Source organism: Neorhizobium sp. LMR1-1-1.1, from assembly GCF_040675795.1.
Classification (GTDB): domain Bacteria; phylum Pseudomonadota; class Alphaproteobacteria; order Rhizobiales; family Rhizobiaceae; genus Neorhizobium; species Neorhizobium cellulosilyticum.
Genome location: NZ_JBEGHE010000036.1, coordinates 164,026 through 180,328, shown reverse-complemented (window position 1 = coordinate 180,328; position 16,303 = coordinate 164,026). Strand labels below are relative to the sequence as shown.

The 16,303-nt window shown below is 60.0% G+C and carries 14 protein-coding genes; 2 read left to right on the top strand and 12 right to left on the bottom strand.

The features are described 5' to 3' along the window. Nucleotides 1-422 precede the first annotated feature (422 nt). The 4 genes from MRBLMR1_RS21225 to MRBLMR1_RS21210 all read right to left on the bottom strand — a co-directional run bounded on the left by MRBLMR1_RS21225 (nucleotide 423) and on the right by MRBLMR1_RS21210 (nucleotide 4,306). Nucleotides 423-1,481, bottom strand: coding sequence for an ABC transporter ATP-binding protein (locus tag MRBLMR1_RS21225; protein ID WP_500066069.1), 1,059 nt, complete (start codon nucleotides 1,479-1,481; stop codon nucleotides 423-425). Between the two features lie 19 nt (nucleotides 1,482-1,500). Then, the gene (locus MRBLMR1_RS21220) at nucleotides 1,501-2,289 is read right to left on the bottom strand and encodes an ABC transporter permease (protein ID WP_183685686.1); all 789 of its coding nucleotides are present in this window, start codon (nucleotides 2,287-2,289) and stop codon (nucleotides 1,501-1,503) included. Nucleotides 2,290-2,306: 17 nt separating this feature from the next. Then, the gene (locus MRBLMR1_RS21215; RefSeq protein ID WP_183826111.1) at nucleotides 2,307-3,131 is read right to left on the bottom strand and encodes an ABC transporter permease; all 825 of its coding nucleotides are present in this window, start codon (nucleotides 3,129-3,131) and stop codon (nucleotides 2,307-2,309) included. Nucleotides 3,132-3,307: 176 nt separating this feature from the next. Then, on the bottom strand, nucleotides 3,308-4,306 hold the full coding sequence (locus tag MRBLMR1_RS21210) for an ABC transporter substrate-binding protein (protein WP_500066314.1): 999 nt from the start codon (nucleotides 4,304-4,306) through the stop codon (nucleotides 3,308-3,310). 274 nt (nucleotides 4,307-4,580) lie between these two features. Between MRBLMR1_RS21210 and MRBLMR1_RS21205 the strand changes: the two genes are divergently transcribed. Beyond that, nucleotides 4,581-6,893 carry a heavy metal translocating P-type ATPase gene (locus tag MRBLMR1_RS21205; RefSeq protein WP_500066066.1) on the top strand — a complete coding sequence of 771 codons (2,313 nt, stop codon included), beginning with the start codon at nucleotides 4,581-4,583 and terminating at the stop codon, nucleotides 6,891-6,893. Nucleotides 6,894-6,900: 7 nt separating this feature from the next. On the opposite strand, the gene MRBLMR1_RS21200 is transcribed toward MRBLMR1_RS21205, so the two are convergent. Then, on the bottom strand, nucleotides 6,901-8,337 hold the full coding sequence (locus MRBLMR1_RS21200) for a diguanylate cyclase domain-containing protein (RefSeq protein ID WP_148145132.1): 1,437 nt from the start codon (nucleotides 8,335-8,337) through the stop codon (nucleotides 6,901-6,903). A gap of 347 nt (nucleotides 8,338-8,684) precedes the next feature. Between MRBLMR1_RS21200 and MRBLMR1_RS21195 the strand changes: the two genes are divergently transcribed. After that, on the top strand, nucleotides 8,685-9,731 hold the full coding sequence (locus MRBLMR1_RS21195; RefSeq protein WP_500066312.1) for a glycoside hydrolase family 25 protein: 1,047 nt from the start codon (nucleotides 8,685-8,687) through the stop codon (nucleotides 9,729-9,731). Nucleotides 9,732-9,832: 101 nt separating this feature from the next. Here the strand turns inward: MRBLMR1_RS21195 and MRBLMR1_RS21190 are convergent, their stop codons facing one another. The 7 genes from MRBLMR1_RS21190 to MRBLMR1_RS21160 all read right to left on the bottom strand — a co-directional run bounded on the left by MRBLMR1_RS21190 (nucleotide 9,833) and on the right by MRBLMR1_RS21160 (nucleotide 16,167). Beyond that, on the bottom strand, nucleotides 9,833-10,900 hold the full coding sequence (locus tag MRBLMR1_RS21190) for an HlyD family secretion protein (RefSeq protein WP_148145130.1): 1,068 nt from the start codon (nucleotides 10,898-10,900) through the stop codon (nucleotides 9,833-9,835). A gap of 36 nt (nucleotides 10,901-10,936) precedes the next feature. Further along, complete coding sequence (locus MRBLMR1_RS21185; RefSeq protein WP_148145129.1) at nucleotides 10,937-12,631, bottom strand: MFS transporter; 1,695 nt, start codon at nucleotides 12,629-12,631, stop codon at nucleotides 10,937-10,939. Next, the gene (locus MRBLMR1_RS21180) at nucleotides 12,618-13,076 is read right to left on the bottom strand and encodes a MarR family winged helix-turn-helix transcriptional regulator (protein ID WP_148145128.1); all 459 of its coding nucleotides are present in this window, start codon (nucleotides 13,074-13,076) and stop codon (nucleotides 12,618-12,620) included. Before MRBLMR1_RS21180 ends, MRBLMR1_RS21185 begins: the two co-directional genes overlap by 14 nt. A gap of 147 nt (nucleotides 13,077-13,223) precedes the next feature. Continuing rightward, entirely contained in the window at nucleotides 13,224-14,003 is a 780-nt protein-coding gene (locus MRBLMR1_RS21175) for an SDR family oxidoreductase (protein ID WP_183685687.1), read from the bottom strand. 66 nt (nucleotides 14,004-14,069) lie between these two features. After that, the gene (locus MRBLMR1_RS21170; RefSeq protein WP_148145126.1) at nucleotides 14,070-14,495 is read right to left on the bottom strand and encodes an HD domain-containing protein; all 426 of its coding nucleotides are present in this window, start codon (nucleotides 14,493-14,495) and stop codon (nucleotides 14,070-14,072) included. A 72-nt stretch (nucleotides 14,496-14,567) separates the two neighbouring features. After that, nucleotides 14,568-14,945, bottom strand: a complete 378-nt coding sequence (locus MRBLMR1_RS21165; RefSeq protein ID WP_148145125.1) for a GFA family protein — start codon at nucleotides 14,943-14,945, stop codon at nucleotides 14,568-14,570. A gap of 121 nt (nucleotides 14,946-15,066) precedes the next feature. Then, nucleotides 15,067-16,167 carry a methyl-accepting chemotaxis protein gene (locus MRBLMR1_RS21160; protein ID WP_500066062.1) on the bottom strand — a complete coding sequence of 367 codons (1,101 nt, stop codon included), beginning with the start codon at nucleotides 16,165-16,167 and terminating at the stop codon, nucleotides 15,067-15,069. Nucleotides 16,168-16,303: the final 136 nt, after the last annotated feature.

Here is a 16,303-nt window from a genome sequence, read left to right as displayed (position 1 = left end):
TCATTTCAGCCTGATGTCGCCAGACGAAAAAGCCCCTCGCTGGTTGGGCGAGGGGCCAAAGGCTGGAAAGTCAGATCGGAGCTCAGGTAACTCCGCCTTTATGACAGCATAGTAACATAAGCAAATCGTCACCCAAACAGGTGACGCAGTTGCAATAAGCGCCACATTCACCCTAGGGTAATGTAGGACAGCGGCAGAAATGCAATCGTGACCGCAAGGCAAACAATCGCAGTCCTGACGAGCCGTGCCCGGCGCGCCTTTCGAGCATCCCACTCGTAGACCATGTTTTCTCCCTTTTTATGCAGGAACCACAAGGCGAAGCCTCAATGGTATCCAGATGCCTCCATCTGCGTGAAGGCAAGGGACTATAATATTGACCGAAGCTTGCGCGGCGCAGGTTCAATCAGGGCGCGAAGGACGGCCTATTTCTCGGGAGCGAGAATGCAGCACTGCTCTGGAACTGGGACGAGAACCGCCTTGGCGCCGGGTTCGAACAGCTCCGAAAGGGCTCCGTTCGCGGTGATCTCGCCGGCGGCCGTCTCGCATTTGTACTGGTACGCGCGGCCGAGATAGGTGCGGGTGCCGAGCGTGGTCGGAATGCCTTCGCCCTGGCCGCGCACGACCAGACCATCGGGGCGGGTGGCGAGCACGAAATCATCCTTGATCGGGCCGAAGACATCCTGCGACAGGTGCAGTTTCGCGCCGCCTGCGGCTTCCACTGTCACGATCGCACCATCGCGTGCGACGGTCTTCATCGGGATGAGGTTTTCGAAACCGACGAAGCGGGCGACGAAGGCGTTGGCCGGCTTCTGGTAGAGCACTTCGGGCGTATCGAGCTGCATGATGCGGCCGGCATTCATGATCGCCACGCGGTCGGAGATCGAGAATGCCTCTTCCTGGTCGTGGGTGACGTAGAGCGAGGTCGTACCATTCGCCTTCTGCAGCTGGCGGATCTCGACTCGCATGTCGACACGCAGCTTGGCGTCGAGATTGGAGAGCGGCTCATCGAACATCAATAGCGGCGGTTCGATGACGAGCGCGCGGGCGAGCGCGACACGCTGCTTCTGGCCGCCGGAGAGTGCGCCCGGAAGGCGGTCGGCAAGGCTTGCAAGGCCGACGCGTTCCAGCATGGCGGTGGCGCGCTTTGCCCGGTCGGCGGCGGAGATGCCGCGCTGCTTCAGGCCGAAGGCGACGTTTTCCTGCACGGTGAGATGCGGGAAGAGCGCGTAGTTCTGGAATACGAGGCCGATATCGCGGGCATGCGCGGGAAGCGTTGTGAGGTCACGATTGCCGAGCTTCACGTGGCCGGATGTCGGCTGGAGGAAACCGGCGACGATGCGCAGCGTCGTGGTCTTGCCACAGCCGGACGAGCCGAGAAGCGAGACGAGTTCACCCGCCGCGACCGAGATCGACAGGTCTTTCAGGACCTGGGTCTGGCCGTAATGGGCGGAGAGGTTTTCGATGGTCAGCGATACGGTCATGGGATCGGGGCGTTCTTGTCTATTTGGTCAGGAAGGTGAGGCCGAGGGTCATCTCGACGATGGCCATGACGCCGACGGTGACGAGCATCAGGAGCACGGAAACCGAAGCGATGGTCGGATCGAAGAACTGTTCCATATGGGCCAGGATCTGGATCGGCAGGGTGGAAATACCGGGGCCGGTCAGAAACACCGAGATCGACACGTCGTTGATCGAGGTGATGAAGGCGAGAATGAAGGCGGCAATAACGCCGGCGCGGATATTCGGCAGCACGACGGTGAAGAAGGTTTTGAGCGGCGGGCAGCCGAGGCTGATGGCGGCTTCCTCGACCGAAAAGTCAAAGGAGGCGAGAGAGGCGCCGACGACGCGGACCGAATAGGGCAGCACGAGTAGCGCATGGCCGATGATCAGGCTCGGATAGACGGGCAGGCCCATGCCGATCGTGACCGATTTTAGGAGCGAGAAACCGAAGACGATTTCCGGCACCAGGATCGGCAAAACGAACAGGGTGCCTAGCCATTTCGGCAGGCCGATACGGTAGCGGTTCAGCGCATAGGCTGCCGGAATGCCGATCAGGAGAGATAGGCCGGTGCCGAGGATGGCGACCTGGAAGCTGGTGATTGCCGTGTTTCGGAAGGCGGAGATTTCAAAGATGTTCCAGAACCAGCGGAGCGTCAGGCCCTGCGGCGGGAAGGTGAGGTAGGTCGTGTCGCTGAGCGAAGCGCCGATAATGATGACCAGCGGCGCCAGCAGGAACAGGAAGACCAGGATGGCGAAGGCGCCGAGAAGCGGGTGGATACGGGCTGTCATATTCTACACCGCCCCCATTACACGGCCATAGGGTTGAGACGTCGCGCGATGCGGCTCATGATCGAAACGATGGCAATGGTGATGACCACCATGATTGCCGCGATAGTGGAAGCGCCGACCCAGTCGAAAGTGACCATGGCGCGCTGATAGAGAAGCGTGCCCATCATCATCATCTGCTCGCCGCCGAGGAGCTGCGGGGTGGCGTAGGAGGTGAAGCTGCCGGTGAAGACGAGGACCGCACCGACGATGAGGCCGGGCACCGCGAGCGGCAGGATGACCTGGAAGAAGGTGGCAATCGGCTTTGCGCCGAGCGAGGCGGAGGCTTCCACCACGTCACGCGGGATGCCTTCGAGCACGCCGGTCAGCGTCAGGATCATCAGCGGCACGAAGAGATAGACCATCGCCACGATGACCGAACCTTCGGTATAGAGCATCGACAGCGGTTCGGAGATGATGCCGAGCGACAGAAGCGAGCTGTTGAGGATGCCGTTCTTGCCGAGAATGATCAGCCAGGCAAACGAGCGTACCACGACGCCGGTCAGCAGCGGGAAGACGGCGGCGATGATGGCGATCGATTTCAGCCGGCCGGGCATCTGGGCGATGACGTAAGCCGTCAGGAAGCCGATGACGAGCGATATCGCCGTGGTGATCAGCGCGATCCTGAGCGTCCGGTAAAGGATGTTGGTGCGGAACCCACTGTTGAAAAAGGCGGTATAGGTGGAAAATACGCCCTTCGGCTCGCCGAATGTGGTGGCGATGGTGAGGACCACGGGGATGACGAGCAGCAGCACGACCGCAATCGTCGCCGGCAGCGTCAGTCCCCATTTGGCGAATTTGTTCATAAGTTTCGTCTCGATTTTGCTCGGCCCCTCATCCGCCTGCCGGCACCTTCTCCCCGCAGGCGGAGAGAAGGGCGGGTGTCGCATCCGTTCTGCCACATTTAAACGTCGAGTAGGGCACGTTCCCTCTCCCCGCAAGCGAGGAGAGGGTTAGGGTGAGGGGCAATTTTACGCCGAGCTTACTGCGCGAACAGCTCGTTCCACTGGTCGATCCAGTCGGTCTTGGCTTCGTTCATCTTGGCATAGTCGATGCGCGACAGGCTGTTGACCTGTTCGGCGCCGTAGGTCCACATTTTTGCCTGTTCCGGCGTCAGCTCGACCTTGGTGTTGATCGGCGCATCGACGCCCTGTTCGGCTTCCTTCTGCTGCACTTCCTTCGACAACACGAAGTTGATGAACTGGTAGGCGAGCTCGACGTTTTCGGAACCCTTCGGGATATTGACCGTGTTGACGGTGGCGATGTCACCATCGGTAAGCTTTGCCCAGGTCATGGTCGGGACCGCTGCCTGCATGGAGGCGAGCGTGAAATCCTGGGCGATTGCGACGCGCACTTCGCCGGTGGAGATAAGGTTCACCAGTTCGGAACCGGTATTGTAGTTCTTCACGACGTTCGGCTTCAGTTCCTCGATCGCCGAGAATGCAGCTTCGCTATCCTCAAACGCATCCGTGCCGCCATGCTTGCCAGCCTGCAGCACGACCATCGGGCCGGCCGTGGTGGTGATGCCCGGCAGCGAGATCGACTTTTCCAGATCGGCGCGCCACAGATCGTTCCACGAGGTGATCGGCGGATTGACCTTGGCACTGTCGTAAACGATGCCGACGCGGCCAATCGTGTAGGCCGGGCCGTACTTGCCTTGCGGCTGGCGGCCAAGTTCGTAGATTTCCGCGAGGTTCGGGATCTTGGCCGGGTCGATTTCGAGGAACTGGCCCTGTTCGATGCCGAGCTGCGAGAAACTGTCGGAGAGGTAAATGACGTCGACACCCTTGCCGTCGCGCAGGCGCAGCTTGTTCAGGCGGTCGGCATTGTTGCCGGTCTCGAAGACGATATCGCAGCCGCAGATCTTCTTGAACGGCTCGATGATATTGGCGTTCATCTTCTCGCCGTTATAGCCCCACCAGGAAATGGTGAGGGTCTTCGACTGGGCGCTGGCGGCGGACGCGCCGGCGAAGGAGGCGATGACGGCGACAGCCGACGCGCGAAGAAGACGGGAGACGTTCACGGGACGAAGACCTTTCGGAAAACCGGTTGACCGGGAATACCCCCGGACTTTGGGGGCAATTCTATTTTTTGAGCGATCGGCTCGCAAGCCTGTTTGGCGGGCAGTCCACTTTTTTCAAGGCGCATTTACTGTGGTTTTTGCCGGCAGGAGAAAGTTTTTCGAAAAAAGCCCCTTGCAGCTCTAGTCACTAGAGGTCCTAGAAGAACTACTCGAAGTTATGGCGGAGAGTGACATGTCGGATAGCCGGACGAAAGACGGAACCTCGCATCAGGCGCGCTACAAGGTTGGCGGCATGGATTGCGCCAGCTGCGCGGCGAAGATCGACACGGCGGCGCGGCGCATTGCGGGCGTCGAGGATGTTTCCGTCTCCGTCGCTGCCGGCACGATGACGGTGAGCCACGATGGCAGTGCCGATCTTGCTGCCATGGAGAAGAAGGTTTCCGGGCTTGGCTATTCGCTCAGGGCTTTGGGAAAGAAGGGCAGGGTAGAGGGTGGCGTACCCTCCTCTGTACTGCCGGACATCTCCCCCTCAGGGCGAGAAGATGCCCCGTCGCACGATCACCACGAGCATGGTCCCGGTTGCAGCCATGATCACGGGGGTCATCATGGCGGTGGACACGATCACGAGGATCACGACCATGATCACGCCGAAATCGAAGGCTTGCATGGTCACGATCACGCGCCGATGGATGGGCCGTGGTGGAAATCGAAGAAGGGTCGGCTGACGATCGTCGTCGGGCTGGCGCTTGTCATCGCTTACGGCGTTGGACATCTCATCCCGGCTTATGACAGCTATATTTTCACTGCAGCGATGCTGTTCGGTCTGGTGCCGATCGCGCGACGGGCGATCATGGCGGCTTTTGCCGGCACGCCGTTCTCGATCGAGATGCTGATGACGATTGCCGCTGTCGGTGCCGTTATCATCGATGCGTCGGAAGAAGCGGCCGCCGTTGTCTTCCTGTTTCTGGTCGGAGAACTCCTGGAAGGCGTTGCCGCCGGCAAGGCACGTTCCAGCATCCAGAGCCTGACGGCATTGGTGCCGAAGACAGCTTTGCTGGAGGAGGGCGGCAAGACACGCGAGGTGCCGGCGGAAACCCTTGCTGTCGGCTCGGTCATTCTGGTGCGGCCGGGCGACCGGATTTCCGCCGACGGCATCATCATTGCCGGGACAAGTGCGATCGACGAAGCACCGGTGACGGGCGAAAGCACGCCGGTTTCCAAGAGTGAAGGCGAGCAGGTGTTTGCCGGGACGATCAATGGCGATGCGGCTTTGCGCATCCGCGTGACGGCTGCAGCCGAGGACAATACGATTGCCCGCGTCGTGCGGCTGGTGGAAGAAGCGCAGGAAAAGAAGGCCCCGACCGAACGCTTCATCGATCGTTTTTCGCGTTATTACACGCCGGGCGTCGTGGTCGTGGCCGCACTCGTTGCCATTCTGCCGCCGCTCGTTGTCGGCGCAGACTGGAGTGAGTGGGTTTATAAGGGCCTGGCCATTCTTCTGATCGGTTGCCCTTGCGCTCTGGTCATATCGACGCCTGCCGCAATCGCCGCCTCGCTTTCATCCGGTGCGCGCCGGGGCCTGCTGCTGAAGGGCGGTGCGGTTCTGGAAACGCTCGGCAAGCTGACGGCCGTCGCCTTCGACAAGACCGGGACGCTGACATCGGGCAAACCGCAGGTGACCGACGTGATCGCCTTCGGTCGTAATGCCGACGACGTGTTGCGGATCTCGGCGGCGCTGGAAACAGGTTCCAGCCATCCGCTGGCAATGGCGATCCTGGCAAGGGCTGCAGAATACGAACTGGACGTTCCCGCGGCCAGCGAGGCGAAGGCACTGGGCGGCAAGGGCGTGACGGCAATCGTCGAGGGCGAAGAGGTGTTTCTCGGGTCGCCGAAGGCGGCGGTGGAGCGCGTGTCGCTGCCGATGGCGCATTCACGCCGAATTACCGCTCTCAATGATGAGGGCAAGACGGTTTCCGTGCTGATCGTCGGTGGTGTTCTGGCGGGCGCGATCGCCATGCGCGATGAACCGCGTGCCGATGCCAAGGCCGGGTTGAAGCTGCTCGCCGATGCAGGTGTCAAGACGGTGATGCTGACCGGCGACAATGCCCGCACGGCAGGAGCGATCGGCAAGGATCTCGGAATCGAAGTGCGCGCCGAACTGATGCCGGAAGACAAAAGCCGCATCGTCGACGAACTGCAGCGCGAGGGATTCGTTGTCGGCAAGGTCGGCGACGGGATCAATGACGCGCCGGCGCTGGCAGCGGCCGATATCGGCATCGCGATGGGCGGTGGCACCGATGTGGCGCTGGAAACCGCCGATGCGGCCGTGCTGCATGGCCGAGTTTCGGACATTGCAGCCATGATCGAGCTATCGAAGCGCACGATGCGCAATATCTGGCAGAACATCACCATCGCGCTCGGGTTGAAGGCCGTGTTTCTGGTGACCACCATTATCGGCGTCACCGGATTGTGGCCGGCCATCCTAGCCGATACGGGGGCGACTGTGCTGGTGACGATCAATGCGCTGAGGTTGCTGCGGCGATAGCTGGTATTTACGCGCTACGACGGATCACGACGGGGGCTATGGGCTCGGCTTCTGGCCGGGCAAGCTGGATATCGCTCGAAAGGATCGCGCTGCCGCGATGGGACGCCTTGGCATAATAAAGTGCGGCGTCGGCTGCACCTAGCGCCGTATCGCAGGATGTCTCACCCTTTTCGACCAGTTTGATGCCGAATGAAGCCCCTATCGACACATCGCCCTTAGATAGTCCGATCGGTTGCGCCAGCGAGTGCGAAAGATCCCGGCAGATGTTCTCGGCCTCACTCGCAGAAACCTCCGGCATGAGGATCGCAAATTCGTCACCCCCCAGGCGGAAGAGCCTGTCGGCCTGGCGGATGCCGGCGCGTAGCCGAGATGCGACTATCTTCAACAAGTCGTCGCCCGCCGCGTGTCCGTAAGTGTCGTTGACCGATTTGAAGCCATCGAGGTCGAGGCAAATAACGGCGAGGCGTCCCTGTTCGCTCAGCGACCTGAATTCCGGCTGCAACAGCGCCCGATTGGCGAGGCCTGTCAGGAAGTCGTGTGTCGCGGCGTGGCGCATGCGTCTTTCGCGCAACAGCAGCGTGCGGGCGGCGTTTCTGGATATACGGACCGCGAATATGCCCGTTGCCAGCAAAAGTATGCCGACGGTGATGAGCAACGGAAGCGAGCGGTACATAAGGTCGGCGGCCGGACTTGGCGGGCGCCAGGACAGGACCTGCGGTTCGCCACCCGGGCCGACCGCGATCTCGACATGAGCGCGATCCGGCGCGACACGCGCAAGCGTCCCCATCCGTGAATCGTCGAGCAGGAAGCGGGTGCCGAAGAATTCCTGAATGGTGCCGGTGATTGGCATGGCGGTGATCAGGATCGGCGCGCGTTCGCCCTTCGGCCTGGCGGTTCCGAAATCCGACTGAAACAGCGCAGCCGTCATCAGCACCGCATCGTCTCCCAGAACTTCGATCCGGCTGATGCTGACCGGTTTCGGGATGCCTTCGATGACGCGTCCAATTTCTCTGGATCGGACATTTGCAACCAAGGCAGCCGCATCCTTGACGACGGCAGGAATGCCGCGGGTGAAAAAGCCGCGATCCTTCACACTGTCGTCCGCACGGGAATAGATCAGCTGATCGTCGTGGTCGAGTACTGCGACAAAGCGGGTACGGGATGTTCCGATGAGAGAGGCGCCGATATTGCGGTCGGTCCATTCGAGATCGAAGCTGTTATCGATCTTGGAGATGGATTCATCCCATATGGTCCATGCGGTCAGCGAGAACTCGATGTCGCTGATCCACAGGTCGATATTGTGCTTGACCAGCGTCTCCTGTCGCTGGCGAAGATCCGCGTCGATCTGGGCAATGCCCACATAAGGGATTGTCGCCATGCCAGTGATGAGCACCGCCACCGCAATGATGGCCGGGCCAACCAGCCTGAAGTGAATGAAGCGCATGAGAGTGGAAACGCCGTTGGGAATTGGCTTATGTCAATAAGGCGAGTATCGGACGCAAGTTCTTAACAATGGTGTTACTATCGGGCCTGCCCACGCGATAATCATCGATTATTTTATTAGCTTCCGCTGGCGAATGCCGGCGAAGTGAACGACTCGTAAAGATTGCATTTAGGTTTTTTCGGTAACGTCCCGTTAGTCAAATCCTGTGTTGCGCCTGAAAACAGGCAGTCAGGGCGGGATCGGTGTTTTGCGTACGGGTCATCATGCGTTTTTCTGCTGCCACTTCGGCCATCATCGCCACCTGTATCGGCTTGTCCAGCTGTACCTCGTCCAGCACAGAGACAGCGCTGACCGTACCGCCCGCGTCAGTCAAGACCGCGCGGGTCGCGCCGTCACAGGCAATCGTTCCGCCGTCAATGCCGGCAGCGTCTGTTCCTTCAATCGATCCGACACCGGTTGCGGCGATCACGCCGCCGGCCGGCTTGAGAGATCCGCATGAGCTGGCTTGGAATGGCGGTGCACACGAAACACAGGCATTCGACGGCTTGGCGACCACTGTCGGCATGCCGGTGCCTGCCGAGCGCCCTGTCGCCTCGCTCAGGCCGGCACTCAATTCTTCACGCAGCCAGCCACCATATAGCCAGCCAATGCCGCCTTCTGCAGGTTTCCAGCGTCTGAAGGTTTACGGCCACCGCTTCAGCGATGCCAAGCCGATGAATTTCGGCCGGGTCGCGCCCCGACACTTTGCCGTGCATGGCGTCGACGTATCGCGTTGGCAGGCCAATATCGATTGGGCGAGACTGCGCACCCAGGGCGCCAACTTCGCCTATATCAAGGCGACCGATGGCGGTGACCACATCGATCCGATGTTCAAGACCAACTGGAACAGGGCGCAGCAGGCGGGTATCCGCCGTGGCGCCTATCATTTCTTCTACTGGTGCCGCACCGCGGGCGAGCAGGCCGACTGGTTCATCCGCAACGTCCCGCGCGATCCCGATGCGCTGCCGCCTGTGATCGACGTGGAATACAATCACCAGTCCGACTGCAAGATGCGGCTTTCGACCGAGCGCGTGCTCGAGAAGATGCAGGTCTTCATGGACAAGCTGGAACGGCATTACGGCCAGCGCCCGGTCATTTATACCGCACCGGATTTCTACAAGGATCACCTGCGCGGCCAGTTCCGTGACTATCCTTTCTGGCTGAGGTCGGTGGCCGCTCACCCGTCAAAGATCTACCCGGATCGCAAGTGGCTGTTCTGGCAGTATTCGGGATCGGGCCTGTCGCAAGGTGTTGAGGGCAAGATCGACCTCAATGTCTTCAATGGCGGCGTTGAAGGCTGGCATGACTGGGTGGAGCGATCCACCGGTGCCGGGAGCGCCGTCGCGCAGCGCTAAAAAAATAGACAGATAAGATGGAGAAAGCCCCGCGCCGGGATGCTGAACAGGGCGCGGGGCTTCTTTTTGTCCGGAAAGGGCGGGGCGGACTGACGAAAAGGTCAGTTGCCCTGTGCCAGAGCTGGTCCACTTTGCTGCGCGAGGTCAACGCTGGCAACGACCGACATGCCGGGGACGAGGCTATCGGTAAGTGGTTGGTTCGGCTCTATTGCGATCCGGACGGGAATACGCTGGGCGACCTTGGTGAAATTGCCGGTCGCGTTATCGGATTTGATGACGGAGAATTCGGAGCCGGTCGCCGGCGCGAAACGCTCGATACGGCCCTTGAGACTCTGGTGCCCGAGAGCATCAACCGTGAAGGTGACCAGCTGGCCGGGCTTCATTCCTTCGAGCTGGTTTTCCTTGTAATTGGCGACGACCCAGACATGATTGGGCACGAGCGATGCGATCTGTGTGCCGATCGAGACGTACTGGCCGAGGCGGCCTGTCACTTCACCGAGCTCGCCGTCCTGCGGGGCGGTGATGCGGGTGTTCTGCAGGTCTATATCGGCAAGCGCGACGGAAGCCCTGGCGCCCTCGACGGTCGCTTCCAGCGTCCGGCGGTTGACGACGATCGTGTTGAGGTCCTGCTCGGCGACGAGGACTGCCGCGTCTGCCTGGTGAACCGATGCCTGGGCCTGATCATAGGTCGCCTGGGCTTTTTCGAAATCGCTCTGGGTCGAGACATTGCTCTTTAGGAGCGACTGGGTGCGGTTATAGGCGGTCTTGGCCGCATCGAAGGCGGCGTTGGCACTTTCGACGGCTGCCTTGGCCGAAACGATCTTGGCGTCAGCCGACTTGCGGCTCTGCTCGGAATTGGCAAGCGAAGCCTCGGCCGATGCCAGGGTGGCCTTCGCCTGTTCCAGCTTCTGCGTGTAGATGCGGTCGTCTATCCTGGCAATCAGGTCGCCTTTTTTGACCCTCTGATAGTCCTGAACAGGCACTTCTACAATATAGCCGGCGAGCTGCGGGCTGAGCAGGGTAACCTGGCCACGCACATAGGCATCGTTGGTGGTCTCGATAGAGCCCTTGAACGGCGGCAGGTTCCAGACATAGAGCACGATGAGGACACCGGCGATGCCGACGGCAGCCGCGAGATAGGTGGCGAGAGAGCGAAATACGGATTTCATGGTCTTTGACTTGTGTTTTGGGCCAGGTTGCGAGCGTCAGGCAGTTTGTGGGGCGTCTGTGCTGTGCAGGAACCGGTGGCGGTTATTCCAGAGGATGTGGAGCAGCAAAAGGCCGATGGCCACTGCCGCGAGAACGAATGTCGCGAAGAAGGCGTCGTTATAGGCAAGCACATAGGCTTGCTGCTGGACCTGCTTGGCGAAGGTGCTGGTGCCCTGGATCGTGTGCTGCGTGGCATCCGAGCCGGTGCGGCTATAGGCGGAGACGTACTGGTTGATGCGCTGCACGACGAGCGGATCGGTGGGCAGGAGGCGCGAGGTCAGGATGGCGGAGTGATATTGCTCCCGCCAGGTGACGAAGCTGCCGAACAGGGCGCTGCCGATGAAGGCACCGACTTTCTGGGTAAAGAGAAACACAGCGATGAAGCTGATGATGTAGGTCAGGCCCTTCTTCAGCGCGGCGGCAAAGCCGACGGCCATGGCCGGAGGAAGGAAGAGGCCCGAGCCGAATGCGATCAGCGACTGGCTGAGCAGCATCTGGTCCGGACGCGTCAGAACCGTTGACTGGCTGTCCATGAAGGTACCGGCGGCAATCAGGATCAATGCGAGCAGATGGATGGCGGCCTCACGACCGGGCTTCATGAAGACCGCGCAGAGCAGGCCCGAGGCAACGCTCGCAATCAGCACCGCCCAATAGAGGTGAGCCATCTGCTCGTTGAATAGGCCGAGCTGGCGGAAGAAATTGATCGCGCCCGTCGACTGTTCGGTGAGCAGCATGCGGAAGACAAGCAACACGCCGGCGAAGTGGACGATCTCCCAGGAGCCTATCCAGCGCACGTCGATCAGGTTGTTCTTGCGATTGAGCTCCAGCATGATGCAGAGCGTGCCGCTGACGATGCCGGTGATCAGCACCCAGGCGAGCCAGTTGGCTTCCAGCCACCAGTAGAGGCGGCCCATGGTGAAGAAGACCGCAAGACAGCCCATCGACGTGGCGAGCAGGCCGTAGCTCACATAGTCCATCGATGAGATGACCTTGGCGCGGGGCGGGGATGTCAGCGGCAGAATGTAGATGAGGCCAAAGACGATCAGCGCCAGGGCGAGCTCGACGAGGTAGAGGCCGCGCAGGTCGTGAATATCGAGAAGCGACGGCGAAATGAGGCCGGCGATCGGCGTCGACAGCGACAGGCCGATCAGGGCGAGGCAAAGACCGATATTGAGCTTCTTCTCCGGTGGAAAGATTTCCAGCATATAGAGGAAGGCCATCGACGAGATCGGCGCTGCCGCCGCACCGGCGAAGAAACGAAGTGCGATGCTCAAGCCGAGATCATTGACCCACAGATGCGCAAGGCTGATGATCACGTAAGGGATGATCGCCAGCTCGCAGAACTGGCGGATGCCGTATTGGGTGCGGACCTTGAACAGGAACAGGCCGAGGCTGGCGTTCGGGAAGAGATAGGCTGCCATCAGCCATGCTGCTTCGTTCTGGGTCGCTTCAAGCGGTCCGGCGATCTGCTGCAGGTTGGTCGAGATCATCGCCGTGCCAAGCCCCTGCATGACGGCGGCCGTGAGCGACGTAATTGCATAAAGAAGTGCGATCGGTAACGGTTTCGGCACGAAAGGCGGTGGGCTTGCAGGAGCGGGGGCCGGCGCAGGCGCCTGCACGTCGGTTGCCGCAGTTTCCAGCCGTTCTGTCTGTAGATCTTCGCTTCTGGCCGCTGCCTCACGCGTGGACATCGTCGATCTCCACATTCGAGACGTTTTCGGAGATCGTCTCCATCAGTGCGATGGCTTGCTTCAACTCGGCCTCGTCAATGCCTTCAAAGAACTGGTGACGGATCTGGTCTGCCAAGGCACGCACGAAGGCAGCCTGTTCTTCTCCGTGTTCGGTCAGGGCGATGAGTTTGACGCGCCGGTCGTTTGCATCGGGGCGGCGTTCGATCAGCCCATTTTCCTCCATACGGTCAAGCAGGCGCACAAGCGTTGCCTGTTCCAGCTCCAGATCGCAGGCGAGCTCCGTCTGAGTCATGTTCTGCTTTTTCGCCAGACGGAAAAGCGCACGCGCACGGGGATAGGTGAGTCCGTGGGCGGTCACCTTCTTGTTGAAAGTCGTGCGAATCTTGCGGCTGACCTTGGTCAGCTCCTCAAGGAATTCCGAGGCTGTTTGATCGATATAGGGCATTATAGTTAGCACACTAAGGTTGTCTATGGCATTAGTTAGCACCCAAAGTATTTCATTTCAATCCTTGACCATGCGCAAATCAGGTCTCCAGAATTTGCATAGGTCGCAAGAATTTCTGCCCGATCGCGCGTCAGCGAGGTTGTCGGGTCAGCGCAAAAGTCCCTGACCGCCATCGACATAGACCGGAGTTCCTGTGACATGCCGCGACTGGTCGGAGGCAAGAAACAGGATGACCGAAGCGACGTCCTCGCTTCGACCCGCCTTGCCGCCAGTGATGGGAATATCGCCGGTGGGGAACTCCACCGGAACGGCAGTCTCGTCTTCGCCACGCACTTTTGTGTTGTTATCAATGCTGGTCTCGATAGCGCCCGGGCAGACCGCGTTGACGCGAACCCGGTGGCGACCCAGTTCAAGCGCCAGTTGCTGGACGATGGCCACTTGAGCCGCTTTTGTCGCGACATAGGCCGTTGCACCCGGCGTATTGAAGGTGCGATTGCCATTGATGGACGATACGACGATCACAGAGCCGCCCTGCCTTTTCAGATGCGGGATGCTGGCATTGAGCGTCAGATAGGTGCCGCGCAGGTTGACGCGGATCGTCTGGTCCCACTCATCCGGCTTGAGATCATCAATAGGCGCCCAGACGCCGTTTATGCCCGCATTCGCCACCACCACATCCAGCCTGCCGGTCTCCTCGACCAGCGTTTCCACGGCGCGATGCATGGCTTTTTCATCCGCGACGTCGGCGTTCAGAGAAATGGCTCTGCCGCCGGTGGCCTCGATCAATTCCGCTGTTTCGTTAAGTTCGCCGGGCGTGTGGCCCAGAATTCCCACGACAGCTCCGGCTTCCGCCAGCTTGATTGCAGAAGCGCGGCCGATGCCAGAGCCTGCGCCGGTGACCAGAGCGACTTTCGACTGAAGTTCCATCGGCGATCCTTCCGTTTCGGGCAGTGGTCCAACCGCCGCAACGAAAGAGACAGGCCAAAGTTCCGGTCAAGCCGGATAGGTTTCACCGAGAATGCGAAGGCCTTCGGCAAATTTTCCGCCATCGCCGCCCATCTGCCGCATCTGAGCGAGATTGTCGGTGAGGTCGGCCCGTTTGACCGGGCGGGCCAAAGGGCTTTCGATCGAACGGCGGACGAAGTCGAAATAATCCTCGCCGTCACGCTTGCTCATCGCGTCGACAGCATCGATGACCCTTTGTGAAAAACCTTCTTCGCGCAGCCGCTCGAAAGTCCAGCCGGGGCCTTTTTCGACGACGTCGTGAAGCCATGCGACCAGCGTTTCATCCTCTCCCGTTACATGCTCGGCCACACGCCGCACATGATCGATGAACGGGCCGCCCGTTTTGCTGGACTGCCCTTCATGCGCCTTCGTGGCGATGTCGATCGCTTTTTTCAGTTGTGCTTCATAGGTCATCGGGATCTCACCGTGCCATGTTTTGTGCTGGTGAGCAGGCATATCAAAGCAACGTACAAATAGCGATACGGATCAGAGACGGTCTTCCTCGAACTGCTCGGCGCCATCCAGCGGTGCCAGCCAGTCTTCGCGGCGCTTGACCCATAATTCATAGGTTGGCTGGATATCGGTCGGAGCCATGTCCAGCGTGCCGACCCGGATCTCGACCTCATCCTCGGCTGGCTCGGAAAAGATGCGGGCGCCGCAGTTCACGCAGAAGCCACGGCCTTCATAATATCGAACCTCTCCCGATGCCTCGAAGGCATGTGCGGGCCAGATACCGAATGTGGCAAAGACCGAACCGCTTTCCTTGCGGCAGTCCATGCAATGGCAAAGCCCGATGCGAATGGGGTCCGATTTAACTTTGTAGCGGACCTTTCCGCACAGGCAGCTTCCGGAGCGGATGATCATGATGCCTCCTCAATCCTCACAGGCTTGAGATAGCGTCTATGCGCGCAACGGCCAGAGGGGATTTCCAGACCTGCGGGCTCGACCTTATCTCGCCCTGGGATTTTTAACGGGAAGCCCAAGGTTACCGGATATTCAGCGCCATGCGTATGTCATCCTCGTTTTCCAGCCGCTGAACGACCACTCCATACCAGCCGAGACCGTCGTAATCTTCGTAACCGAGCGTTCGGGCATAGGCGACGATCGAGCCGTTATTGTCGTAGTAGCTGCCGGATGCCTGGCCCCCCGGATTGACGAGTGCGAAATGCGTGAACAGCAGGGCGGGGTTTGTCGTTGCGATGACGCGGCTGTTTCCGTCCAGCAGAAGGACGGTGGTCTTGTTCGCCACATGCGGCGGAAGGTTTGCTTCCTTCTCGACAATCGACTGGCCCTGGTTTTCCCAGTCGAAATAGACGCCGAGTGTACCCAAAAGCTCACCGTCGACTTTGCCCCCGTCACGGATGCCTGTTGCATAGACAAGGGCCGTGCGGTTGTCATGCGGACCGGAGCGCTTCACCTCATCGACGACATAATCGTCCCCCGAGGCACAACGGCGGGCGGCAGCGAACCACGGTTCATCCGACAGCGATGTACCAATCAGCTTTCGCTGGAATTTCGGGTTGGCCGAGGCGATCACCTTGCCGGAAAGGTCGGTCATGACGAGATCGAGATAGACGGTGTAAAAGCGGTTGATGACACCCAGGCGTTCCGCTGCGAATGTGCGGCGCTCGGCGGACGGATCATTGAGGGCCTGCCAGAGCGCCGTATCAGTCGCCCACCAGCGGACATCGGCAGTGCGTTCAAAGAGGTTGCGGACGATCAGTTGTACGAGCGTCTGCGCGAGATCCGTGAGCCTGATGCCCTCCATCTCGTGAACCAGAGAATCGGCCATGCTGCGCGTCAGTCCAATGCGGCCGAGCACATTGCTTTCGAATTTCGAGGCAATGTCGGAGGCGATCTGCGCTAGTCGCTGCACCTCGTTGGCGACGACGGCAAATCCCTTGCCCATCTCGCCGGCACGCGCTGCTTCGATCAGCGCATTGATCGCCAAAAGCTTGATCTGCTTGACGACATGGGTGTTGTCGGCGCTGAAGCGCTCGAGATCGTTGCCGATGCCGTCGGTTATGACCTGCATTGAACGGGGCGTTGCTGCATGCTGCTGCTTTTCTGCCTGTGCCGGTACCATCTTGCAGATCCTGAACTGAAAAGTTGAGATGTGACAATGTGTCTATATTTTGCACGCCATGGTTTTTGCTTGGTTAATGCTCAGCTTATCTGCTGATAATAAATGCTGTGATTTCCCGTAACCTCTAAAGCATGGC

Coding starts and splice junctions, on each gene's coding strand:
- MRBLMR1_RS21205 (WP_500066066.1), top strand. CDS start 4,581: ATGTCGGATAGCCGGACGAAAGACGGAACCTCGCATCAGGCGCGCTAC.
- MRBLMR1_RS21200 (WP_148145132.1), bottom strand. CDS start 8,337: ATGCGCTTCATTCACTTCAGGCTGGTTGGCCCGGCCATCATTGCGGTG.
- MRBLMR1_RS21170 (WP_148145126.1), bottom strand. CDS start 14,495: ATGACCTATGAAGCACAACTGAAAAAAGCGATCGACATCGCCACGAAG.
- MRBLMR1_RS21225 (WP_500066069.1), bottom strand. CDS start 1,481: ATGACCGTATCGCTGACCATCGAAAACCTCTCCGCCCATTACGGCCAG.
- MRBLMR1_RS21165 (WP_148145125.1), bottom strand. CDS start 14,945: ATGATCATCCGCTCCGGAAGCTGCCTGTGCGGAAAGGTCCGCTACAAA.
- MRBLMR1_RS21215 (WP_183826111.1), bottom strand. CDS start 3,131: ATGAACAAATTCGCCAAATGGGGACTGACGCTGCCGGCGACGATTGCG.
- MRBLMR1_RS21220 (WP_183685686.1), bottom strand. CDS start 2,289: ATGACAGCCCGTATCCACCCGCTTCTCGGCGCCTTCGCCATCCTGGTC.
- MRBLMR1_RS21185 (WP_148145129.1), bottom strand. CDS start 12,631: ATGTCCACGCGTGAGGCAGCGGCCAGAAGCGAAGATCTACAGACAGAA.
- MRBLMR1_RS21180 (WP_148145128.1), bottom strand. CDS start 13,076: ATGCCCTATATCGATCAAACAGCCTCGGAATTCCTTGAGGAGCTGACC.
- MRBLMR1_RS21190 (WP_148145130.1), bottom strand. CDS start 10,900: ATGAAATCCGTATTTCGCTCTCTCGCCACCTATCTCGCGGCTGCCGTC.
- MRBLMR1_RS21160 (WP_500066062.1), bottom strand. CDS start 16,167: ATGGTACCGGCACAGGCAGAAAAGCAGCAGCATGCAGCAACGCCCCGT.
- MRBLMR1_RS21175 (WP_183685687.1), bottom strand. CDS start 14,003: ATGGAACTTCAGTCGAAAGTCGCTCTGGTCACCGGCGCAGGCTCTGGC.